This window comes from Mesotoga sp. UBA5847 (genome assembly GCF_002432735.1).
In the GTDB taxonomy this organism is placed as follows: domain Bacteria; phylum Thermotogota; class Thermotogae; order Petrotogales; family Kosmotogaceae; genus Mesotoga.
This window is the reverse complement of sequence record NZ_DJGL01000039.1, coordinates 1-20827: the sequence shown is the minus strand read 5'-3', so window position 1 is coordinate 20827 and position 20827 is coordinate 1. Positions and strand designations below refer to the sequence as shown.

The window sequence follows — 20827 nt, the reverse complement described above, 5'->3', positions numbered from 1 at the left end:
GAACATATAGGGAGTACGGCCGTCCCGGGGCTTAGGGCAAAACCGGTTATCGACATAATGATTGGCGTATCTTCACTTGAACAGGCCGACTCCTGTGTACCGCTCATTGAAGGAACGGGCTATCTTTACCGACCCGAACACGAGGATTCAATGCCGGAGAGAAGATACTTTGAGAGATCCGGCAGCGAGATTGATTATCACGTACACATGGTCGTTTTTGAGAGCAAGTTTTGGAGAGACCACATCTTCTTCAGGGACTACTTGCGCGAAAACCCAGAGGCCGCAGAACAATACGCCGATCTCAAAGAAGAGCTTGCCGGAAAATTCAGAGACAACAGAGAAGCTTATACAAATGGAAAGGCCGAGTTCATACAGGGGATACTAAGACGGCAGGAAGATTGATATTGCCGCAATACGGGCAGAGTATTCGTGAGCAATCGGGCATGCAGAGAGCACTGCCCTCTCAGAACCACAACGGAGTCTGCTTGCATTTTGGTCTCAGAACGGCTCCGTCTTGCTATTTATTTCGGGCATGCTGACAACGGTCCAAATATGTCGGGCTCCCGGGAGATCACATCAAGGTCAAGCGGAATCCCTCTCACGTTTATTAGTCTCCTCTTCAGTGACAGACTCGCTTTCTTGCATTTCGTTGACTCTGAAACCGATCGAAGCTTCTCGATGGAGGATCCCGCTCTAGACTCTTCAATGGTCTTGAGAGGCTTTCTTCTCCAGCAAATCATACTATTTGAGCCACTGGTATAATTATGCTCACTCAATCCATGACTTCATTTATATAAGCGGAAGTGAGTCTCATAATCGAAATACGATGACTTGTTTGTAAAGTTTATGGCACAAATTCTTCAGTGATTTCTCCTTCTGAAGATGAGGTATGCTAAACTTTCATTTGTAAACAAGAAGTACTTCTTCACAACTCCGGGTTAGAAGTCTCTTTCTTAATAACCGGCGTGTTTACTGTTTTGCACTGCAAGATGAGCTTCATGGTTTAAGGCTTGTGATAGCGCCGGTTACTGTTCAGAAAACCAAGGAAGTTTTCGGGAGGTTATTATGGCTAACAAGAAAAGAGAGGAAGAATGGAAAGAAGTCAAGAAGAGATGCAAAGTCGGTGATGAAACGATTCGCATGGCGAAGGAACTGGGAATAAGTCCAAGGACGATGATAAAGAATATACCCAACAAAGCGGAGAAGTGGAAGGCGCCTGTCGATGTCTGGATAAGAGACATGTACGAAAAGGTGAAAGAAAAGAACGCAAAGAAAGCAAAGGCGAAGGCAAAGCGGCTGAGGAAAGAGAGCGAGAAGTCCGGAGACAGTTCATTGAAAGCAGACGACAGCAATATACCTGACAAGCAAGACTAGAGGTTCTATTCATTTGAGTGAACAGTTTGATGGCAGTCAAGGGACACAGATCTCGATCAATCCTTTCATGCCTAAGAGAAGATCAGAAAGCGCAAATGGAATGACAGACTATTCCATCGCTCCAAAATGAAGTGTCTTCCAGACAAAAGGCGCCTACAATTAACAAGAACTATTAGAGCTCTTTAGAGCGAGTTCTATAGCCGGAATGGTTTTTCAGACCTCTTAATGTTCAAGGATTTGTTCAGGTTGAATCAGACGCCAGAACACTTGAGATCACAAAGAGCGTTCCTGTTGACCACAACTGAGGTGAGCAGCTGGCGGGATACTCTATTAACTTTCCTGACGTCTCGATTTTTGACAGACCGCTGAAGAGTTCGGGGAGGCGATTGTCATGATGCCTTTCCTTCGCCTTCAAGAGGTCTAGAGCGAGCCCTTTGGCCTTTTCCGAAAAACCGTAATTCATAAGCCCAAGCAGAATAAGCGAGTTGTCGTGCGGCCAGACGCTACCGTTGTGGTAGGAGAAGGGATTGTAGCGCTTCATTCTGCTCGAGAGCGTTCTTATTCCCCAGCCGGTGTACATTTCTTCGGAAAAGAGCCGTTCCACTAGCGCCTCTGCTTTGTCTTCGTCCACTATCCCTGTCATGAGGCAGTGGCCTGGGTTTGAAGTTATCGAATCGACCGGGTTCTTGTTATTATCGAGAGCCGTAGCGAAGTAGCTCTCGCTCTCGAGCCAGAAATCACGATTGAAATTGATCTTTAGAGTTGCCGCTCTAGAGGCATAGAGCGAGGCCATCTCTCTTTTGTCAAAGAGAACCATGAGCTTTTCGAGGCATTTGAAAGCGTCGTACAGATATCCCTGAACCTCTACGAGGGCAAGGGGCGGTTCTGCAAGCCTTCCGTCTGCGAAGCTCACCGAATCTGAGGAATCCTTCCAGCCCTGATTTACGAGGCCGCTGCCCGAAGGAGCAAACTCGATATATCCGTCGTTATCTGGGTCGGCATAATCGTCGATCCATTTTGCAGCTGCCACGATGTTCTTCTCGATGGATTTCACGAAGTTACTGTCATCTGTCTGAACGTAATACCTGTGAGCTAGCATTATGAAGAGAAGGGTAGCATCGATCGTGCCGTAGTATCTTTCGAAGGGGAGTTCTCCTGACAGAGAAAGCTCGTTCAGGCGTGTCTCGTGAACGATCTTTCCCGGCTGCGCTTCGGTCTTGTGATCTTCCTCTTTACTTTGAAGGTGAGCATGTACCGTAAGAATATTTCTCGCTATTTTGGGAAGGAGATCAACTGTCTGAAGGCCGAAGATGAGGCTGTCCCTTCCGAAGACGGTCGCGTACCAGGGAAGACCGGCTCCAGGAAAGTCCCCGTAGATCGTGGGTATCATGAGAGTCTTGAGATCCCCCAGCTCCCTTTCATTCAGCAGTGGAGTGTTTTTGACAGGTGAGAAGTCCTTCACGGGTCTTTCCGACAACATCTTCTTGAAGATCACTTCTTTCTTCAATTCTTTGCTGAGTCTGAGCTTCCCGGAAAGGCTGGAACTTCCGCCAGACATTAATTTCATTGAAAGAGCCGGTAGAGAGTTCTCAACGATGTCTTTCTCGAAGTCACTTTCAAACTCAAAGTTATTCGTTGTAGATGATGATAGCGTCCTAGATATATCCAGCCCTTTGTAAGCGTCGTTTTCTCCTCTAACAGAAAACATGTCTTCAAAGACGCAGCTGATTTCAAATTCGAAGGACACTTCTATATCCTCTGCCGAATAGTTCCTGACCATGAGCTCTGTGTAAAGTGTGTTTCCCTCCGCACGGAGGCTTTCAGTTACATAGATATCGAAATGTGGAGCCTCGGGTTTAGATAGGCCAAGATAGCGGACTTCAATTCCGTCCCATGAAAAGTCAGAGTGAAGTCTTCTGAGTTGTAACGATGATTTGAGGACCATTCTCGAAATGAAACGGGTGTCCTCCAGGTAAAGTCCGGCCGCCTTTTCGCTCTCGCAGTCGATGATCCCTTTGTCATCTGTCACGACCATAAGATTTCCATTTTTGAAGATCTTCATTTCAACACCTCTCGGACTGAAGGGTTATGAGGCTCTTCGAATCTCGATTTTGTACTTATCCAAGCCCGCTAACCGAACCTCTCCACTCGTTTCAGACGATCTTGGAATGCACTGTCTTGACACAGGCAGACAAGAACACTGTATATTCCAGGCAGCAATGCAAAACGCCCTGCTGTGTTAGCTTTTCTCTGTCTTCTCCCGATCGACCCTTTTCAATTTGAAAGACTCTTCTAAAGGTTCGCCGAGAAGATAGTGGCTGAACCAGGCGAGATTCTGAGTCATTATCGCCCTGTGGAGGCCGGGCTTGTCTGCACCGTGACCCATGCCCTTGTAGATCACGAGTCTGACGGGAACGTTCATCTCTCTCAACCCCTGATAAAGTTCGAAGGCGTTAGGTGGTGGAACCCTCGTGTCCGAGCCGCCATGCTGGATGAGCGTTGGAGTAGACGCATTCCTTATGTAAGTCATAGGCGAAGTCTGCTTGTATATCTGAGGATCTTCCCAGGGGTTGTCGCCGAGGTATCGGTGACAGAATTCATGGATGTCTGTGTTCACATGATAAGTCATCCAGTTGGATATCCCGGCTCCCACCGAAGCGGCTTTGAATCTCTCTCCGTAAGTTGCACAGAAGGCCGAGATGTACCCGCCCTGGCTCCAGCCCATTACTCCGATGCGGTCTTCGTCCACGAACCCTTTTTCGATAAGATGATCGACACCGCTAACCACGTCCTGGTAATCTCCAATCCCCAGATTTCTGTAATTCAGTTTCCTGAAGTCTCTTCCATAGCCCTCGCTCCCACGGTAATTAGGTTCCAGCACAAGTACACCTTTAGAAACCAGCTGCTCGACAGGGTAATAACTGCTGGTCACTCTCGCAGCAAGGGCCGTCCAGGTGGGGCCTCCATGAACAAGCACCACAAGCGGATATTTCTTCATCGAGTCGAAGTCGGCCGGGAGATTCAAGACGCCGTGGATTTCGGTGCCGTCGTTACTCTTCCAAGAGAGTCTTTCCTTTCGTACCCTTTCTCTCTTGGGCTGCAAAGACGCTATATCCGTTATCTTCTTCCCGTCGAGGTAGATCTCGACAGGTTCATCATCTGTGGCCATGGCCATCGCTAAGTGCTCTCCATTTGGCGTCGTGCTGGAAGCCATAACCAGCTGATCCTCATTCGTCAGCCGTGCGATGGTGCCTTTCTCTCCCAGCAGGCCCAGGCTGATCGTGCAGTCCTCTATCCAGCTCACGAAGAAGCCCCTCTCTGTCCAGGAGACCAACTCTATGTTCAGGTCGTGTTTTACCACCACCCGTTTCTTTGAGAGATCTGAAAGATCTACGATCTCAACGGCCCCGTTATCCATCCAGGGATCTTCTTCTTCGGGCGCGACGACTGCAAGTTTCTTCGAATCAGGAGAGAATGCGAATCCCCTGGGATGCTTCAGCGGCAGTTCTTTCAGTTTCCTATCGGCATTCATGAGAAATACTTTTGCTTTGTCGAAGTCGTTGACATCGCTCGTCGGAGGCGCAAGAAGGGCGACATGATTTCCGTCCGGAGAAAGAGCGATCGAAGAAACATGAAACTCCTTTCCGTCTGTCAGCTTATCGAAAAGCGTCTCTTCAGATCTCATATCCTTGGGCAGTTCGAACCTTGAAGAGTATTTCTTCATTGCGCGTGATAGATGAACGAAGAAAAGCGAGCTGTTCTTCGGTTCTTCATCTATGTAGTCGAATTCGCCGTAGTTCTCTTTCCTCTTTTTAAGTTCCTCGCTTTCGGGAGAGGCAGCAACTAGATAAAGCCCGTCGTTCTTACGACTCCACTTTATCTGGCTTATGTCGTTCTCGAAAGTAAGCAGTTTGAACGTTCGCTTCTCTTCGAAATCGAAGATCATAACGTCGTTCTTGTTTTCTCCGCCGGTCTTCTGGAGAAAGGCAAGTCTCCTAGAGTCAGGAGCCCAATCGGGAAGAGAAGAGTCGAATTCATCGTTCGAGACATGCAGAGCAGTCCCACTTTCCGCATCATAGACCACAACCGTACTTAGGTATTTATTGTCGTTCCAGTCTGTACGCCTAACCGTATAGGCAACCTTTTTGCCGTCGGGCGAAATAACGGGACTGTTTACAACAGGAAGCGAAAGCTGCTCCTCTATCGTGAGATATCCGTCGCTCAAATCATATCCCTCCCATCTGAAATAAAAAGACAGTACTATCATAGTCTATCCTTTGGAAACAAGCAAAAGGCCTGCCAACAACCTTCTCACCGCACCAAAGTCCACTTCAAACGCCTGTATTGAAGTCACTTTATCGCTCTAGATTCTAGCTCATAGATATATGATCTTGAAGAAGATACATAGGAGAGGTTTCTTCTATCGTTCATTCTTTTGCTATCGCATCCATTCTCTTGGCAGGATTCACTCGGGCCTCAGATAGCAGGTGTCAATCCCGGCTGGCTGAATGAAGGAGATGTTGGCATGAAGATTACCTTCCTTCCACATTCACGATTAGGCAACTGGGATTTCTTTCTTAGTCTGGCCTTCGTTGTCTTGCTCTTTGCCCAGATACAGTTCTCATTGATTCCGCTGCCAGTCTTCTCTGTTATGGCTCTGGGAGTTGTGGGCTTTATCTTATCTATGATCGCTTTTCTCAAAAGGGATAGAGCAGTGGGAAAGCTGCTTTCCATGATTATTGGAGCCGCGATTATCTTCGTCTTCGGATCTATACTGAACATGTCTACCGACCTCTTCAACGGTTTTCTCGTTGCGAAGGACTACCTGCAGAAGTCGGAAAGAGAGAAGCTCAATAACATAAACATCTGGCAATTCGACGGCGTAGCCGGAAACTGGATGTACGTTACTGACTATGCCGGCCCCCGGTATCGTGTCAAGCTAGATGGCTCGGTCGGCACCAGAATAAATTGAACCCGGTCTTTCGGCCAGGGCTCACATTCGCTTATCATCTTCGACAACCTAATTTCTGGTGAAGACGCGTAGTTCGCGATTCTTGCTCTTTTTGCTGCATGAGTTTCCGTCAATGTTGATTTGGAGTGTCTCCCTGTATAATTAGCTCAAAACTTATACTTGCTTAATACCCTTTGACTAGCCGTGTCTCGCGTCTTGAATCTGATCTTGGAATCAGGAAATTTGGTGTAGTTCCAATTAGAAAATCAATTCCCGTCTCTAATTCAATCATTGCAGCTTCAGCTAAGAGTCACATTATGCCCATTCATTTTAACTGGAAACACGATTGGAGTTTTCATGATTGCCAAATTAAACTGAACACTGGTCTTAGTTCCCAGGAAAGAGGAGGAGTATCCGTGGTTTCAAAGAGACTGGTAATGACCTGTTTCATACTGATTATGTTGATCTCGAGCCTATTCTCCTTTCAGCCAGAACTCACTCTTGATCCTATCGAGGCGAAGTCCATAGCGAAGGAGGCTTATATTTTCGCCTACCCTATGCTCGAACACTACAGAACAATGTTCTTACAGCTGTTGAGCTGGGGAGAGCTGAACGAGTTCACACATTACAAACAGCTATACGGACCAAAGAACAAGATGATTGTCCGTCCAAACAACGACACCGTCTACTCAATGATCTGGATGGATCTTACGGTCGAACCTATTGTGATCTTCATCCCGGCGATCCCGGCCCGATACTTCTCATTCCAGCTGGTTGACATGTACACTCACAACTTAGCATATATTGGAGCGAGAACGACCGGCCCCGGCCCGACGACGTTCATGGTTGCCGGTCCACACTGGGATGGAGAAATTCCCGCAGGCATAGACAGGGTGGTGTACAGCGAAGGTAATTTTGTCTACTGCGTAGTGAGAACCGGCGTGAACAGTGAACTGCAAGGAGACCTTCAAAGGGTTCTCGAGATACAGCAGCAGTACAAATCGCAGGCTCTCAGCGATTATTGCGGAAATCCTTCTACGGAAGAGACTCGTTCCGTAGATCTGCCTCCTTTCGATCAAAGTGTTGCCGACTCGACTGGTTTTATCGGATACGTCAACTTTCTTCTCGGGCAGCTTGAAATACACCCTTCGGAGGAGGCTCTAATCGACGGTTTTTCTAGGATCGGAATCGGACCGAATTATCCATTCGATCCCGATAGCCTTTCAGAAGCCGTAAGAGAAGCTGTAGAGGAGGCAATAACTGAAGCCCGGGACGAGATCTATGCAATGGAGACGAAGATAGGGATCGTTCAGGACGGCTGGTCTTTGCCAGAAAGAATCTTCGGTAATAGGGACAGAATGCAGGGTCTGTATCTGATGAGGGCGGCGGCAGCTCATTTTGGACTTTATGGGAACGATCTGGAAGAGACCTTCTATCCGAACTGTCTGTCTGATAGCGATGGTGACACATTGGATGCTTCAAAATACAACTACGTCATTACCTTCAGCAAGGATCGGTTGCCTCCGGTTGATCCGAGAGGATTCTGGTCGCTCACAATGTACGACAAGGACCAGTTCCTTGTGGAGAATCCCCTGAACAGATACTCTATCGGCGATAGATCAGAATTGAAATATGGCGAGGATGGCTCTCTGGTTCTATATCTGCAGCATGAATCACCCGGGACTTCAAAAGAGTCGAACTGGCTTCCGACACCTGACGGGGAGTTCAAGCTCACCATGAGGATCTATATACCATTGCCCGAAGGGCTGGATCCCCTTTACTGTCCGCCACCAGTTCAAAAAGCCGGAGAGATCAGTGAATAGTTGCGTTGACTTCGACAACTCACAAACTCTTCTGTGATCGGTGATGACTGATGTCTAGCGTAAACTGTAATACTGTGATTCGACTTTGACGGCAAGGAATCTAAGAAGAGCTGAGCAAGCGGAAAAACGAAAAGAGAAAGAGACGTACCACCACAAAGACCCATGAGTGGATTGCGTGGCGTTTTCTTGAGTGCTTCTAAGAAATTCTGTAAATGGGCGTCTGTCTTCGCGGCGGGCGCCGTTTTTCGCTATAGCAAGTCATTTTCCAACAACGAGGCTTAGCGACTAACTCTCCTTCCTTTGCAACCCTAACCAAATGTGGTTCACACGGGAACAGCAGCATGAGATATGTATTTTCCCTTTCCCCATATCTGGCAAGTCCTCCATTTCATACTACCCTCAAAGAAATGATAGTCTTTCAAACCGGTAGATTATCGACGTGGATAAAACTATGAAAGACTATAATAGTATGAAGTGAAAATGAGGAGAGTGTGCATGAATACCGTTGTCTGTATTGGAGATAGTATTACCTATGGTCGAGTGGGTGCAAGTTACTTCGAGATGCTGAAAAGCGAATTCCGGGGAAAGCTTGAGTTTATAAATAGTGGAGTGAATGGAAACCTCTCTTATGACGTTCTCAAGAGAATCGAGAAAGTGACCAGCATGAAGCCAGATATTGCTATTCTCCTGGTAGGAACAAATGACGTGTGGGCGACCTACTCAGAAAAGACCATGAAAGCCTATATCAGAAAGAATAGACTACCCGAGAGACCTTCAAAAGAGAGCTACGCAAGAAACCTCGCCGAAATATTGCAAAGGCTTAAGACCGCTTCCATTGCTAATATAGGCGTAATGTCGCTGCCTTTGATCACAGAAGACTCCGAACATATTCTCTTCAAAAGAAGCGTCGAGTATTCTGAACTAATCAAGAAGATAACCTCACAGATGGACTTGTGCTATATGGATCTCAATGAACGTCAGCGCGATTACCTGAAAAAGGCAGACAAAAGACCTTCGTCAGGGCGGGAAGTCTCCTGGGAATTCACATTGAGAATGATATTCAAACACATCTTGTTGAGAAAGAGTTGGGACGCTCTCTCGCAGGAAAATGGCTTTCTGTTGACGGTGGATCATGTTCATCAAAATACCACGGGAGCAACCCTGATCAAAGATTGCGCCTCGGAGTTCTTGAGGAAGCTTTCGCTTCCAGATAGCTGATTCCTTCAGTGCTCATGATTGGAACAAAGGACTAGGAACTATTCATTTTCACTTGACCGGGATCCTGTTTAAGGAAGCTCTTTCTTCTTCATAAGCAAAGGACGGCTCTTCACAGCGTTCAGCGGTTCTTAAGGGACCAGTAGTAGGACCAATTACGTTTCTTAGGATTCGACAGAGTATCTCTTTGCTTTTCCGTTTTGCGAGCAGAGTTTTCTTATGTAGTTATTTTGGAACACATTACTATGAGTCCCATAATCGATTGTACTAGTGAACTTCTTGCCAGTAAGCCCTAGGGCTCTTGATTCATGATTGCATTTCATATTGTGCAACTCAAATCAAGAATTCGGCCCTCGTTTCAGATATATTTGTTTCAGGAGGGGATCGCTGTGTACGAATGGCACGAAAACGTTCAGCAGATAATCGAACTTATCGAGCGAAATCTAGAAGATGGGCTAACTCTCTCGGAAGTGAGCGAGAACCTTTTCTACTCGCCATTCTACTGTACAAAGAAGTTCCATGCTCTTACCGGGATTAGGCTGAGAGATTACGTCCGGCTTCGAAGGATCTGCAAGGCCGCGCTGGAGCTTCGAGATACAGAGAAGTCGATCGCCGAGATAGCTATCGACAATGGGTTTTCCTCGCAGGCGGCTTTCAGCAGATCGTTCAAGAAAGCATATTCTATTTCACCCAAAGAGTTCAGAATGTCCCCAAAGCCTATTCCCCTTCTGCTGAAAAGGATCGTGTACGACCCCCACTTTCTGGGCATCAAAAGGAGGTGCAACTTGAGCGAAAAGGAACTGGAGAGGATCGAAGTGAAGATCGAGAAACTGCCTGCACACAAGTTCATCGGAATCAGGAATATCAACGCTAAGGGATACTTCCACTTCTGGGAACTTCAAGAAAGCATTCCCGGTCAGGACTGTCACACAGTGACGGGTTTGCTCGAAAGCATTCAAAGCCTTCACGGTCAGATCGGCGGATGGTATTTCGAGGGAGATAAGCGGGGCTATCTATACGGAATCGAAGTGCCAATCGATTACAGAGGAGAGGTTCCCAAAGGTATGGAGTGTACTGTTGTTTCAGAGAGTGAGTATGTTGTCTTCTACTACCCGACTTACAATTACGAGGAAGAAAACACCGCAGTCATGTCAACCGTCAATGAGCTGGCCTGGAACTGGAATCCCGAAGACTCGGGTTATGAATGGAACACTGAGAATCCGATCTACCAGAGGAGCGACCCGGAGAATTATGGATATTCTATCTGCCGTCCCGTTAAACTTCTGAAGTAAAAATGGAGTCCCTATTTTTCCATGAGTCTTAGAAACATGGCACCTAATGATATCGCTACACATAACTACAAAGCAAGCAAACACAAAGCGACAAGCAATAACGCATGGCACCTTATCTCGAAAGTGATTCAAGTATCTACAACGAATTTATGAAACTTTCAGAACTTCTTCCTGCGATTTCTTCCATTTTGCTGTCAAAGCTGAGTTATACAACTTAACACTTCAATTTATTCGAAGCATCGTAGAGTAATTTACATCGATATATCGAAATCGCCGTCTATGAGTTTTCGCGCTTCAATACTGAAGAGTTTCGAGTTGTCTGAGAAGCAGATTTCCCTGCGGAGTGGAGGGATCTATATTCATCGTCGTGACGAACCTGTGACCCTCCAGCATATCTAGATAACCGTAAAATCCGGCCAGCCAGCCGTATGTTATTCCGATCAATCTCCTCGAAAAGCCTTCGCTTTCGATCATCGGCCTACCGGCTATCAACCCGCCGTGACACTTTCTGAAGTGACCACCTGGGGCAAAGGGGGAAAGATCTTTTACGATCCAGAATATCCCGCTTATCCAGTCTCCCGAAAGGAGATCCTCTTTCTCCACGGTCCTGGCCGAATAAGGGGAGATACCAACGTTCATTCCGGCTCTCTCGAGTACTAGGACGGTGTTGTCTTCCGGTTCCGAAGGGCCGCTTTTCGAGGTCTTAATCAATTTAAGCTTTGTTTCTCCCCTCTTGCAAAGCAGGAGCGGAACGGTGGAGGCGGCCCTTCCGACGCGAACGGTCAACGCTCTCACACCCTCACTCATGGAAGACGTATCTAGCGACAGGGCAACCGTCTCTCCCTCCAAACCGTCTATTCTGCGCTCGATGGAAAGGCCGTCGGACTCCACGGAGATCGTTTCGCCATGAAGTCTTTTGAAAAGCCTTACCAGAAGCCTAGCCTCCTGGCCCAGCCAGAGCGTGTCGCTCTCAAGAGACGCCACGAAGAGGTCGTTTTCGAGAAGTGCTCCGAGCCTTTCGGGGGGGAATTTGAAGTCTCTATCGAAGGTTAAAAGTCCGTTGCACTCCCAGAAAATATCGCTCGATTCCGTTATCACGAATCCGCGTATCCTGTCGTGAAGCCTTATTTTATCGATCTCCATCCTCAAGTTTTCCAGCTGATTCTCCACCGAGATTTCGAAGAGCTCGTCGTACGAATACTCCCGGGCAATTTCACTAGCCAGAAATCTTTCACCTGCCCCCCCGGGACGGGTCATGGCGACATTTTTAAAGATGTGTGAAAACCAGTGAGGCCAGTCTCTCTTCTCGAGCCATTTCTTCGGAGGCAGAGACCAGTTGCCGAACTCCGAAACCAAGAGCGGTTCTTCCTCGAAGTTGTCTCTGTACTCTCGGAGATAGAAGGAGGCCGGGTTGTTCGAGAAAGACTCTATCAGAAAATTCCAGAGCTTTCCGCGGTCTATCGAGCTCGCGTAGAAGTGGTAGTCGTTCAAATCGCTCTTCAGGTGGTAGTTGCCCATGCAGGCTGAGTTGTCGGTGAAGATAATCGAAGGATAATCCTGCTTCAGTTCGTCCAAGACTCTTGCAAGCCAGCCGGCCTGTTCCCGATCGGTTAGATCTATCCCCCACGACTCGTTTATTATCGAATAGACGCACAGAGAAGGATGGTGAAGGTCGCGCTCGATCGCTCCCCGTATAGTTTTGAGGAGTTCCAGCGAGCCGGTGGGAGAAAACTCGTCGAAATAGGGTGAATCCTGCCAGACGAGGAGCCCGATTTCGTCGGCAAGATCCATATAAAGCGGATCGGGTACTTTGACGTGATGTCTCAAAGTGTTGATGCCCATTCTCTTCAATTTACGGAAGCTCTCGCCCAGGTACTCCCTGGAAGGCACCGTATACAGAGTCTCGGGATAGAAGTCCTGATCCAGTACACCCTTGATGTAGAAATCCCTCCCGTTGAGAAGGAGGCGGCCTGAAGCTGTCTGGAAGTCCTTGAACCCGGTTCTGACGCTCAACCGATCGTGGACGCCCCTCGAGCTGATCTCCAGAACGAGATCGTAGAGATTCGGCTCTCCGGGCGACCACGGAAAGACTCCGGAAACAGGTAAATCTATTTCATTCGAGACCGCCCTCTTTGAAGAGATGGTATCTCCTTTTCTATCCAGAAGCGTTAGCACTGCTCCGTCGATCACTGAATCGGTTTTGAAACTCACACGAACCCTTCCTTGAAGGTAGGAAGCCTCTATCTTCAGGTCATGTATGTAGACTTCAGGTCTCTCTTCGATCCATACGCTCTGCCATAAACCGGAGATGTTGGTGTACCAGTTCGGCTCTCCGTTCTGTTTCCCGTGGGGAATCTTTCTATTGTCCAGAACTCCCCCGCCGATTGGATCGAAGACAAGAATCTGGAGCCTGTTGTTGTCTAGAATTAATTGGGTTATCTCGAACTCGAATGGCAGGTATCCCCCGATGTGCTCACCGAGTTTCTCGCCGTTGAGGAAGACTTTGCAGAGATAGTCAACTGCTCCAAAGTGGAGAAAATAGCGCCTGTTGTGCCGCTTCGCAAGCTCGAAGCTCCGTTCGTAGTAAAGGTAGAACTGCTCGCGTGTAACGGCGGGGAAGTACCTTTCAACACAGGCGGGAACGTCGATCGTTCTTCCCGGTTCGACCTCCGCCAGATCTTCTGGCTCGCAGCCGAACATATCGAACCGCCATTTTCCGTCCAGGTTTATTCTTTTTCTTCCGCTTCGCATCTTGGCTTACCTACTTTCATCTATTTGTGAAGAACTCTATCGATTTTACCTCATAGCAGGGAAAGATTCCCGTGCTTTCAGATTCGTTTCAGATCTTCCTCCATAGCTCTTGCCAGTTCGCCTTTTCTTCTCTCGAACTCCCTGCCCGGATTCATTTTAAGCTGTATGAATCCCATGGGTTCAAGATAACACTCCACCGGAGCGGTACCGTACCGGTAGTCCCAGTTGATCAGATCCATTGCCGGGAACCATGTATATCCTCCCAGGTTCAGACCTTCATCCAGGAGATCCTCAAAGAGCTTCCTGGATTCCCTCCACCAGCGTATCTGGTGATCGGGTTCACCGTTGATGCTGGTTTCGGTGAGAAAGATCGGGCCGCCATATCTTCTGTGATAGCTCAAAAGCAATTCTCTCAGATACTCGACGCTCCCGTAGTGCGAATGTGTCTTGAGGTCTTTTCCCGCTCTGAAAACTCTGTAAACGCTGAGCTGTGGATAGTAGTTTACTCCGAAGCCATCTATCTCTATTTTTCTGGGTAAGAACCAGTCGAGGTCGGAGTAGGACATCCCGTTTCTCCTGAGGTAGTCGATGAGCGGATGATTGTTGTTGATCAGCCCCTGTACAAGATCGTAGGTGGCATACCTCAATTCGTTCATCAGCGTCACCGTTTCGGCCAGATCGGGATCGTCGCTGAAAAAGAGGCCCGACGCCTCGACGTGCAGCGCAAAGGCCTCCGGCAGTTCGCGCTTGATGGACGAAACCGTTTCTACGATTCCCCTGGCCGTGGCGTTGAGCAGCTTGACAAAGCCATCGTCACCCTTCAGGTATGGGGGCCATACGGAGAGCTTTCCGCAGAATTCTTGCGTTATGAAGGGTTCGTTCATAGGAGTGTAGTATTTGAGGAAATCTTTGTACCTGTTCATAACGGTCAATTCGTATTCGGCCATTAACAGTGGAAAGTCGTTGTTGAGGAAGCCGTTGTCCATCCAGCTGGGGGTACCGTAGTGAATGAAATCGACGATCGGTATCAGACCGATCTCTCTCATGAAGTCGAAGACCCTGTCGGTCCAGGAAAAATCGTACCTGCCTTTTTCGGGGTTGATCGTGTACCAGGGAATTCCGTACCTGATGTATTTGAAGCCCGTGTCGGAGATGCTTCTCAGATCTTCCTTCCAATGAGAGTAGTGCTGAGTCAGTTCGTATTCGTCCAGCGGTCTCGCCGAGATGCTGTCGGTCGCGCTGACGAACGTATCTTCTATGCCCGTTATCCACATGAAATCTCTTCTCACTCAATCACCGCCTGTGTTCTTTTCATTTCTTGAAGATAGGTCCTTCATTCAACTTTATAGATCTTGTAAGCGAAACTACTGTGGTCTATATCCAGCCCTATATTTGTCCGGAGCGGAAATTCGAAATCGAAGAACTCCACCGGCCGCGAATTGGACTCCTCAGAGATGTGCCAGATCTCCATTCTATATTTGCCCTGTTCAAGTCCCTTAAGCTCCAGCGTCGCCATGCCGATCTTCGAAGCCGACATGGCCCAGCCGATCAGTTCTCTCAAATTTTCGTAGTCGTTTCCGCTGCAAGTGTGAACCGTCTTTCCCTCGGAAAGTAGAGAGATCTCCATATCCAGGTTGACTCCCTTGAAATTCAGCCAGTCTATCCCTCCCGAAGCGACGAACCGCGAGATGGAAGAAAGTACCTCGAGAAGGCGATCGGGCATCATGTGCGGAGAAGTGTAGGGCCAGCGTAGACCCGTGCCAGTTCCTCCGCTGGCCAAATGCGACCAGGAAAAGGCCCTGTAGCACTCCGCGTCGAAGCCTGCCGGCTGGGGCCAGCGGTCTATCGGTCCGCTTTCGCTGTCCATGAAGGGAAGGGAGTCGCCGAAGAGATAGTTATGATAGTTTATATTGGCCGAAACGTCTCTTGCAATCGCCAGAGGATCCGATGGGTTCTTCACCGTATCGAAGTAGAAGTGGGTGGTGAAAAAATCAATGTAATCGAATCTGTAAAGCTTTCCCGCCAGCGTACCCGTCAGTCCGGGCCTGGCCGTGGAAACCGTCAGGAGGTGGTTGTCGCCGTACAGTTCCATCTCCAGCTCACGGATAAAGGCCGACATCTCTCCCAGCCACTCCCGTGCTTCGTTCCCGATCGTATAATCGGCCTTGTAGAAGATATGACCATACCAGAGCTCTATCTCGTTGTTCATCTCCCAGGCCAGTATCCTCTCACTGGAACCGTACCTCTCAACCATGAACCTGAACCGCTCTTTCTGCCATCGCCTGACCTGTGGATCGGTCAAAAACTGGCTCAAGGTCTTTATCGGTCCGCCATTCGCCTCATTGTAGGGATTGACGTCCCAGTTCTCGTACATCCAGAAGGGATCCCATGGAATTACGATTAAATATATATCGTACTTTTCGGCCAGTCTGACTATCTCGTCCCACATCTTAATTACGGAATCGTTGTACACTCCGAGCGGTTTTTCCAGGAGAGAGACTCCCGATCTGTCCTGGGCGTATTCGAGCATGATTCTGAGCGTGTTGACGCCGTAGGAAGAAAGCTTCTCGAAGTACTCTTCGGCGGCCGAAACGTTCCCGTAGCTCAACGATATGAGCGAAGGCCACGTAATCGCGTCGTTGAATCCTATGGGGATCAAGACCTCTCCGTCGTGCTGGAAGTACTTCCCTCCGGGCGAGACTTTCACAAAGGATGCCATACACATCACCGCGATCAAAAACGTAAAAAACACTAAAGTCTTTTTCACAGCATCACCCCTTTACTCCTTCACGGCGCCGCTTATGTCGATGCCCTTGATATAGTACCTTTGCACAAGCAGAAAGATGAGGATCGAAGGCACCGCGATGAAGAGGGCTCCGGCCATGAGCGGACCGTACTGGGTCACGTATTTTCCCTGAAGGGTCGACATTCCAACCGGCATCGTTCTCTTGTTCGGTGAGTAGAGAACCACAAGGGCCCAGAGATAATCGTTCCAGTTGGACATGAAATTCATGACCCAGAGTATGATGATCGACTCCTTAGCCAGGGGAGCGATAACATAGAAGATTCTCTGGCGGATGTTGGCCCCGTCTATTATGGCTGCCTCCTCGATCTCTCTGGGAACACTGATGAAGAACTGCCTCAACAGGAATATTCCAAAGGTCGAGGCCAGTCCCGGAACGATTATCGCAACCAGGTTGTCAGTCCAGCCAAGAGCGTCTATGGTTGTGTAGTTAGGGAGAAAGTGTATCATGCCGGGCACGGCCATGGAGGCCAGTATAATCTTGAAGTAAGCATCTCTGAACCTGAATTGCATTCTCGCCAGCGCAAAGGCCGCCATCACGCCCACAACGACCGAAAGGCTGGCATAACTGACTGCCGCAAAAAGGCTGTTGATAAACCACTGAAACACGGGTGTATCCTGAGGATGGGCCAGCACTTCTTCGAAGTTGGCTAACGTGAGGTTCGTCGGCAGGAACTTCGGCGGCCATTCAAGAATCTGCGCCTCCGTACGGAAGGCCGTCAAAAAAGTCCAGTAAAGGGGAAAGATGAAGACCAGCGCTATCAGCAGAGCTATTATATTCACCGTTATGCCTCTTCTTTTCATCATCTCTCCTCCTTACTCTTTCGAGTGAAGAGAAAGTACTGGATGAACGTGACTGAAACGATGATCACACCGGTTATAAGCGACATGGCAGTGGCATAGCCCATTCTCGGTCTGGAGGGGTTGAAGGCTTCACCGTAGATATGAAGCATTATCGGGATGGTCGCCCTTCCCGGGCCTCCTCCGGTCATGAGTTGCGGCTGTGCAAAGAGACCGAACCCGGCCAGAACCTGTGTTATGACCACGAACATCATGACCTGTTTCAAACCTGGCAGCGTCACGTTCAAAAACCTTCTGAATGCGTTGGCGCCGTCTACTTTTGCCGAGTCGTAAAGCGGTTCCGGTATCTTCGACAGTCCACCCAGAAAAATAACCGTGTTCCACCCTACAGTCCACCAGACGGTTGCGATGATTATCGCTCCCCAGACCCAGGGAAGATCGGTCAGCCATGGTATCTTTTCGATTCCGAAGAAGGACAGCAGATAATTCAAAAGACCGGAATGAACGTTCAGTATCCACCTCCACATTACGGCCACAACCGTCACCGAGAGGGCCGTAGGCAAGAAGAAGGCCGTGAGGTGGAAGCTCTTCATCTTCAATTTTCTGTTGTTGAGAATCAGGGCCAGCGCCAGAGAAACGGACACGAGTACCGGTACCGAGTACAAAACGAACTGCACAGTGACCCAGATGGCACTCCAGAAGTACTGCGAACGGTAACCACCGAAGTCGAAAAGTCTGGCGTAGTTGTCCAGACCGACGTATCTGATCATTCCCTGAAAGAGCCCCCACTCGGTAAAACTCATATACAGGCTCTTGAAAAGCGGAAAGATGAAAAAGATCCCAAAAAAAACCGCGTGCGGTAACAGGAGCAAATAAGGAACCGCCTTTTTGGTGTTCAAAGCGACCACCTCTAGAGAGAACGCCTCTCCCGCTTACGGGAAAGGCGTCGGGATAATCAATCCTGCAAAATTTCGTTGCTGATCTTTTCAGCGTCTTTCAAAGCCTGCTCGACGGTCTTCTGACCCAGGATGGCCAGGTTCAGCGCCTCCCATATCGGGCCTGTCGAATCTCCGTACTTGGGGAAGAATGGCGGGAAGACGACGTTCGCGACACCCTTTGCAATGGAACTGTGATATGGAAGTGCCTGGAATTGCTCGCTGTTCTGAACGGATACGTTGACCGGTATCTGCCCGGCGAGAGCCCAATCATAACTGTGGTTGCTTATCCAGCCGATGAACCTGGCGGCGGCCTCAGTTTTCTCCAGATCCTGTTTCCTCTGTTTGTAAATCACCAGCGTATGAGAGCCGGCCCAGTTTGCCGGTCTTTCCGAACCGAACTGCGGCACCGGACCTGCGCCGAATTCTAGCCCCTCTACTTCCATGTAGTTTGTGAGCATCCAGATTCCGTTGAATTCCATTGCGCAGGTTCCTCTCTTGAAAGCGTCGATATCGGCATCGACCTGCACCTTTTCTGGAGAGACTTTGTACTTGAAAACAAGATCTACCAAGAACTGCATGGCGTCCATACCGGCGGGACTGGCAAAAGTGGCTTTCGTGAGATCTTCATTGAAAAGCTCTCCACCGTTGGAGAAGAAGGCCGAGAACCAAATGAAGTAGTTCGGCCAACCGACTGGAATCATCGTGCCCCACTGGTCTATCGTGCCGTCGCCGTTGGTGTCTTTGGTAAGCGCTTTCGCCGCCTCGATGAAAGCCTCGCGCGTCATAGGCGGATTCTCCGGATCCAGTCCGGCCTCTCTGAAGAGTTCCTTGTTCCAGTAGAAAACCAGGGGATGAACGTCCAGAGAGATCCCGTAGATACTTCCGTCCACATGGGTCGCATCCCAGACCGAGGAGACGATATCGCCCTCCTTGATACCCATGATCCCCAGATAATTGTCCAGAGGCAGGAGCATGCCCTGACTCACAAAACTCCTCAGATTGTCGATGGCTGCGACTCCGACATCAGGTCCCTTTCCGCTCGCGAGAGCTATCGGCACCTTCGTGTTGTAATCGGCCCAGAGCATGGTACTCATGTTCACCTGTATCTCGTCCTTGTGTTCCTGGTTGAACCGGTCAACCAGTTCCTGCATGAACCTCCCGTCCGGTCCGGTGAAGCCGGTCCAGAATTCAAGTGTAATTACTCCAAAGGCCGACACCGAGAGCAGCAGCAAACCGATCAAAGAAACTAGAAAAAACCTTTTCATGTTAAACCCTCCCTTATTCCATTACTCCTACCCAGAGTCCCTGACTCTGAGAACGGGTTTCTGTATGTACTTTTTCTTTTTCAACTCCTCACCCTGAACCATTCTCACAAGCAGTTCGACACTGGTTTTGCCCATCCACTCTTTGTCAAGCGCGACGCTCGTCAGAGCGGGATGGACATACACCGAATAGGGAATGTCGTCGTAACCGACCACGGCCACGTCTTCGGGAACCCTCAGTTTCCTTCCTTTCAGGCAGGTTATAGCTTCGAGCGCGTACATATCGTTGTAAGCGAAGATGGCATCGGGCAATCCCTGTGTCTTGATATACTCTTTCAGGGAATTTCCGGCCTGTTCGGGAGAAGACTTCAACTCGCGGGACTGGCTGTAAAGTTCTGCGGAAAACTCCATTAGAGCCTTTCGGTAACCTTCACTTCTTCCGCGCGTCGGATAAATGTTCATCGCCGGCTGTATGGTGACAATGTTGCGCCTGCCCCCGTCGAGGAGACGCTTCGTGGCCAGATAACCTCCAAGAACCTCATCGTTGTACACCTCTACGAAATCTCCCTCTTCGAAATGCCTTCCGACAACCACGAACGGCACTCTGAGAGCCTCCATTTCGTATGGCTTGGTGTCATCTACCGGGGCTATCAGAATACCATCGACACCCTTGCTCTGAAGAAAATCGACAGCGAAGACCTGTTCTTCGTAATCGGCGGAAGTGTTCACCAGAAGGAGATGAAAACCGTATTCCCTTGCCTGGCGTTCCATTCCCTTCACCACTTCGGCGTAGAAGGGATTAGCGTTGTCGTCTATCACAACTCCAAGCAGTCCCAGCGCCTTCCCCTTCAGAGCCTTTGCCACCATGTTTGGAAAGTACCCCAGCTCCAAGGCCTTTTCTTTCACTTTCCTTCTCGTTTTCGGATCGACATCGCCCTTGTCATTAAGCGCCCTGGAAACGGTGGATGCCGACAAACCGAGAGATACAGCCACATCCTTTATAGTGACGCGTGCCATTGCCACACAACACCCCCATGAAAACAGAATTGGACGAAGATACCTCCGCAAACGTATCCGGAAACGTTTGCAGTTATTCTAACATTATAGCCATATTATAACCAAGAGCAATCAGAAGAGATTACAGACAATCAGGAGCAATGACAGGCAACTAACAGGAACAATTTTCTTGATTCTGTTAATATATTATTGATAGGAGAGATTTCAGTACGAAAGCACATAAAGGAACATCATGAGAAGAAAATGAAATTTCCGAGCATAACCAGTATGTGCCAGAGTTCATGGTGCTATCTTTCCCGGGAAGGGAGTGGGTTTTTCCGTTATGAATATGACGCCCCGATCGTGTAGAACAGTCCGCCCAGGAGCATGAGGAGAATAGACCACATCCCTAGTCTGATATACACGCTGTAAACTATAGAGACCAATAGCCAGCCCATCAATAGGTGCCCTCCCATCGAAAGCCAGAGCGGCATTCTGGAGAAGAATACGGCCTTGAGCACGATCTTAAGGATCGCAATCCCCAGATAATACCGAAGATGGACCAGCCAAGGCCGCCCTTCACCACGACCAGAATACAGGAATAAATAGGGACTCCGTTTT

Annotated in this window: 15 protein-coding genes and 1 pseudogene; 6 read left to right on the top strand and 10 right to left on the bottom strand. The window is 48.9% G+C overall.

Annotated elements, in window-relative coordinates; all coding sequences use genetic code 11:
* Together B3K91_RS04380 and B3K91_RS04375 are read left to right on the top strand one after the other, a co-directional pair.
* Window positions 1–402 (top strand): GrpB family protein (locus B3K91_RS04380; protein WP_292594083.1); only part of this gene is annotated, 402 nt, incomplete at its 5' end.
* Between the two features lie 663 nt (window positions 403–1065).
* A complete protein-coding gene (locus B3K91_RS04375; protein ID WP_292594081.1) occupies window positions 1066–1374 on the top strand; it encodes a hypothetical protein in 309 nt (102 codons plus the stop codon).
* A 241-nt stretch (window positions 1375–1615) separates the two neighbouring features.
* Here B3K91_RS04375 and B3K91_RS04370 read toward each other — a convergent pair whose 3' ends face one another.
* Window positions 1616–3436: an MGH1-like glycoside hydrolase domain-containing protein gene (locus tag B3K91_RS04370; protein WP_292594078.1), complete on the bottom strand. Its 1821-nt coding sequence runs from the start codon at window positions 3434–3436 to the stop codon at window positions 1616–1618.
* A gap of 177 nt (window positions 3437–3613) precedes the next feature.
* Window positions 3614–5599, bottom strand: a complete 1986-nt coding sequence (locus B3K91_RS04365; protein ID WP_292594076.1) for a S9 family peptidase — start codon at window positions 5597–5599, stop codon at window positions 3614–3616.
* Between the two features lie 300 nt (window positions 5600–5899).
* On the opposite strand from B3K91_RS04365, the gene B3K91_RS04360 reads away from it, so the two are divergent.
* The 4 genes from B3K91_RS04360 (at window position 5900) to B3K91_RS04345 (ending at window position 10655) form a co-directional block, all read left to right on the top strand.
* Window positions 5900–6346 carry a hypothetical protein gene (locus B3K91_RS04360; RefSeq protein ID WP_292594074.1) on the top strand — a complete coding sequence of 149 codons (447 nt, stop codon included), beginning with the start codon at window positions 5900–5902 and terminating at the stop codon, window positions 6344–6346.
* 395 nt (window positions 6347–6741) lie between these two features.
* Window positions 6742–8148 carry a DUF1254 domain-containing protein gene (locus tag B3K91_RS04355; protein ID WP_292594072.1) on the top strand — a complete coding sequence of 469 codons (1407 nt, stop codon included), beginning with the start codon at window positions 6742–6744 and terminating at the stop codon, window positions 8146–8148.
* 495 nt (window positions 8149–8643) lie between these two features.
* Window positions 8644–9366 carry an SGNH/GDSL hydrolase family protein gene (locus tag B3K91_RS04350; protein ID WP_292594070.1) on the top strand — a complete coding sequence of 241 codons (723 nt, stop codon included), beginning with the start codon at window positions 8644–8646 and terminating at the stop codon, window positions 9364–9366.
* Between the two features lie 386 nt (window positions 9367–9752).
* The gene (locus B3K91_RS04345) at window positions 9753–10655 is read left to right on the top strand and encodes an AraC family transcriptional regulator (RefSeq protein WP_292594068.1); all 903 of its coding nucleotides are present in this window, start codon (window positions 9753–9755) and stop codon (window positions 10653–10655) included.
* 294 nt (window positions 10656–10949) lie between these two features.
* Here B3K91_RS04345 and B3K91_RS04340 read toward each other — a convergent pair whose 3' ends face one another.
* From B3K91_RS04340 to B3K91_RS04305, 8 genes and pseudogenes are all read right to left on the bottom strand, one after another.
* Window positions 10950–13406 (bottom strand): glycoside hydrolase family 2 protein, encoded by a 2457-nt coding sequence (locus B3K91_RS04340; protein WP_292594065.1) that lies wholly within the window; start codon window positions 13404–13406, stop codon window positions 10950–10952.
* Between the two features lie 77 nt (window positions 13407–13483).
* Complete coding sequence (locus B3K91_RS04335) at window positions 13484–14695, bottom strand: family 1 glycosylhydrolase (RefSeq protein ID WP_292594063.1); 1212 nt, start codon at window positions 14693–14695, stop codon at window positions 13484–13486.
* A gap of 44 nt (window positions 14696–14739) precedes the next feature.
* Window positions 14740–16173, bottom strand: a complete 1434-nt coding sequence (locus tag B3K91_RS04330; RefSeq protein WP_292594061.1) for a cellulase family glycosylhydrolase — start codon at window positions 16171–16173, stop codon at window positions 14740–14742.
* 12 nt (window positions 16174–16185) lie between these two features.
* On the bottom strand, window positions 16186–17013 hold the full coding sequence (locus B3K91_RS04325; protein WP_165775380.1) for a carbohydrate ABC transporter permease: 828 nt from the start codon (window positions 17011–17013) through the stop codon (window positions 16186–16188).
* Complete coding sequence (locus tag B3K91_RS04320; protein WP_102819287.1) at window positions 17013–17909, bottom strand: carbohydrate ABC transporter permease; 897 nt, start codon at window positions 17907–17909, stop codon at window positions 17013–17015. Before B3K91_RS04320 ends, B3K91_RS04325 begins: the two co-directional genes overlap by 1 nt.
* Before the next feature lie 56 nt (window positions 17910–17965).
* Entirely contained in the window at window positions 17966–19213 is a 1248-nt protein-coding gene (locus B3K91_RS04315; RefSeq protein ID WP_292594058.1) for an ABC transporter substrate-binding protein, read from the bottom strand.
* Window positions 19214–19240: 27 nt separating this feature from the next.
* Complete coding sequence (locus tag B3K91_RS04310) at window positions 19241–20227, bottom strand: LacI family DNA-binding transcriptional regulator (protein ID WP_292594056.1); 987 nt, start codon at window positions 20225–20227, stop codon at window positions 19241–19243.
* Between the two features lie 320 nt (window positions 20228–20547).
* Window positions 20548–20827 (bottom strand): annotated as a pseudogene (locus B3K91_RS04305) (hypothetical protein); the annotation flags it as partial.

What these genes read in the sequence shown, in the direction of transcription:
- B3K91_RS04375 (WP_292594081.1), top strand. Translation starts at nt 1,066, where the DNA reads ATGGCTAACAAGAAAAGAGAGGAAGAATGGAAAGAAGTCAAGAAGAGA.
- B3K91_RS04370 (WP_292594078.1), bottom strand. Translation starts at nt 3,436, where the DNA reads ATGAAGATCTTCAAAAATGGAAATCTTATGGTCGTGACAGATGACAAA.
- B3K91_RS04360 (WP_292594074.1), top strand. Translation starts at nt 5,900, where the DNA reads ATGAAGATTACCTTCCTTCCACATTCACGATTAGGCAACTGGGATTTC.
- B3K91_RS04350 (WP_292594070.1), top strand. Translation starts at nt 8,644, where the DNA reads ATGAATACCGTTGTCTGTATTGGAGATAGTATTACCTATGGTCGAGTG.
- B3K91_RS04340 (WP_292594065.1), bottom strand. Translation starts at nt 13,406, where the DNA reads ATGCGAAGCGGAAGAAAAAGAATAAACCTGGACGGAAAATGGCGGTTC.
- B3K91_RS04325 (WP_165775380.1), bottom strand. Translation starts at nt 17,013, where the DNA reads ATGAAAAGAAGAGGCATAACGGTGAATATAATAGCTCTGCTGATAGCG.
- B3K91_RS04315 (WP_292594058.1), bottom strand. Translation starts at nt 19,213, where the DNA reads ATGAAAAGGTTTTTTCTAGTTTCTTTGATCGGTTTGCTGCTGCTCTCG.
- B3K91_RS04310 (WP_292594056.1), bottom strand. Translation starts at nt 20,227, where the DNA reads ATGGCACGCGTCACTATAAAGGATGTGGCTGTATCTCTCGGTTTGTCG.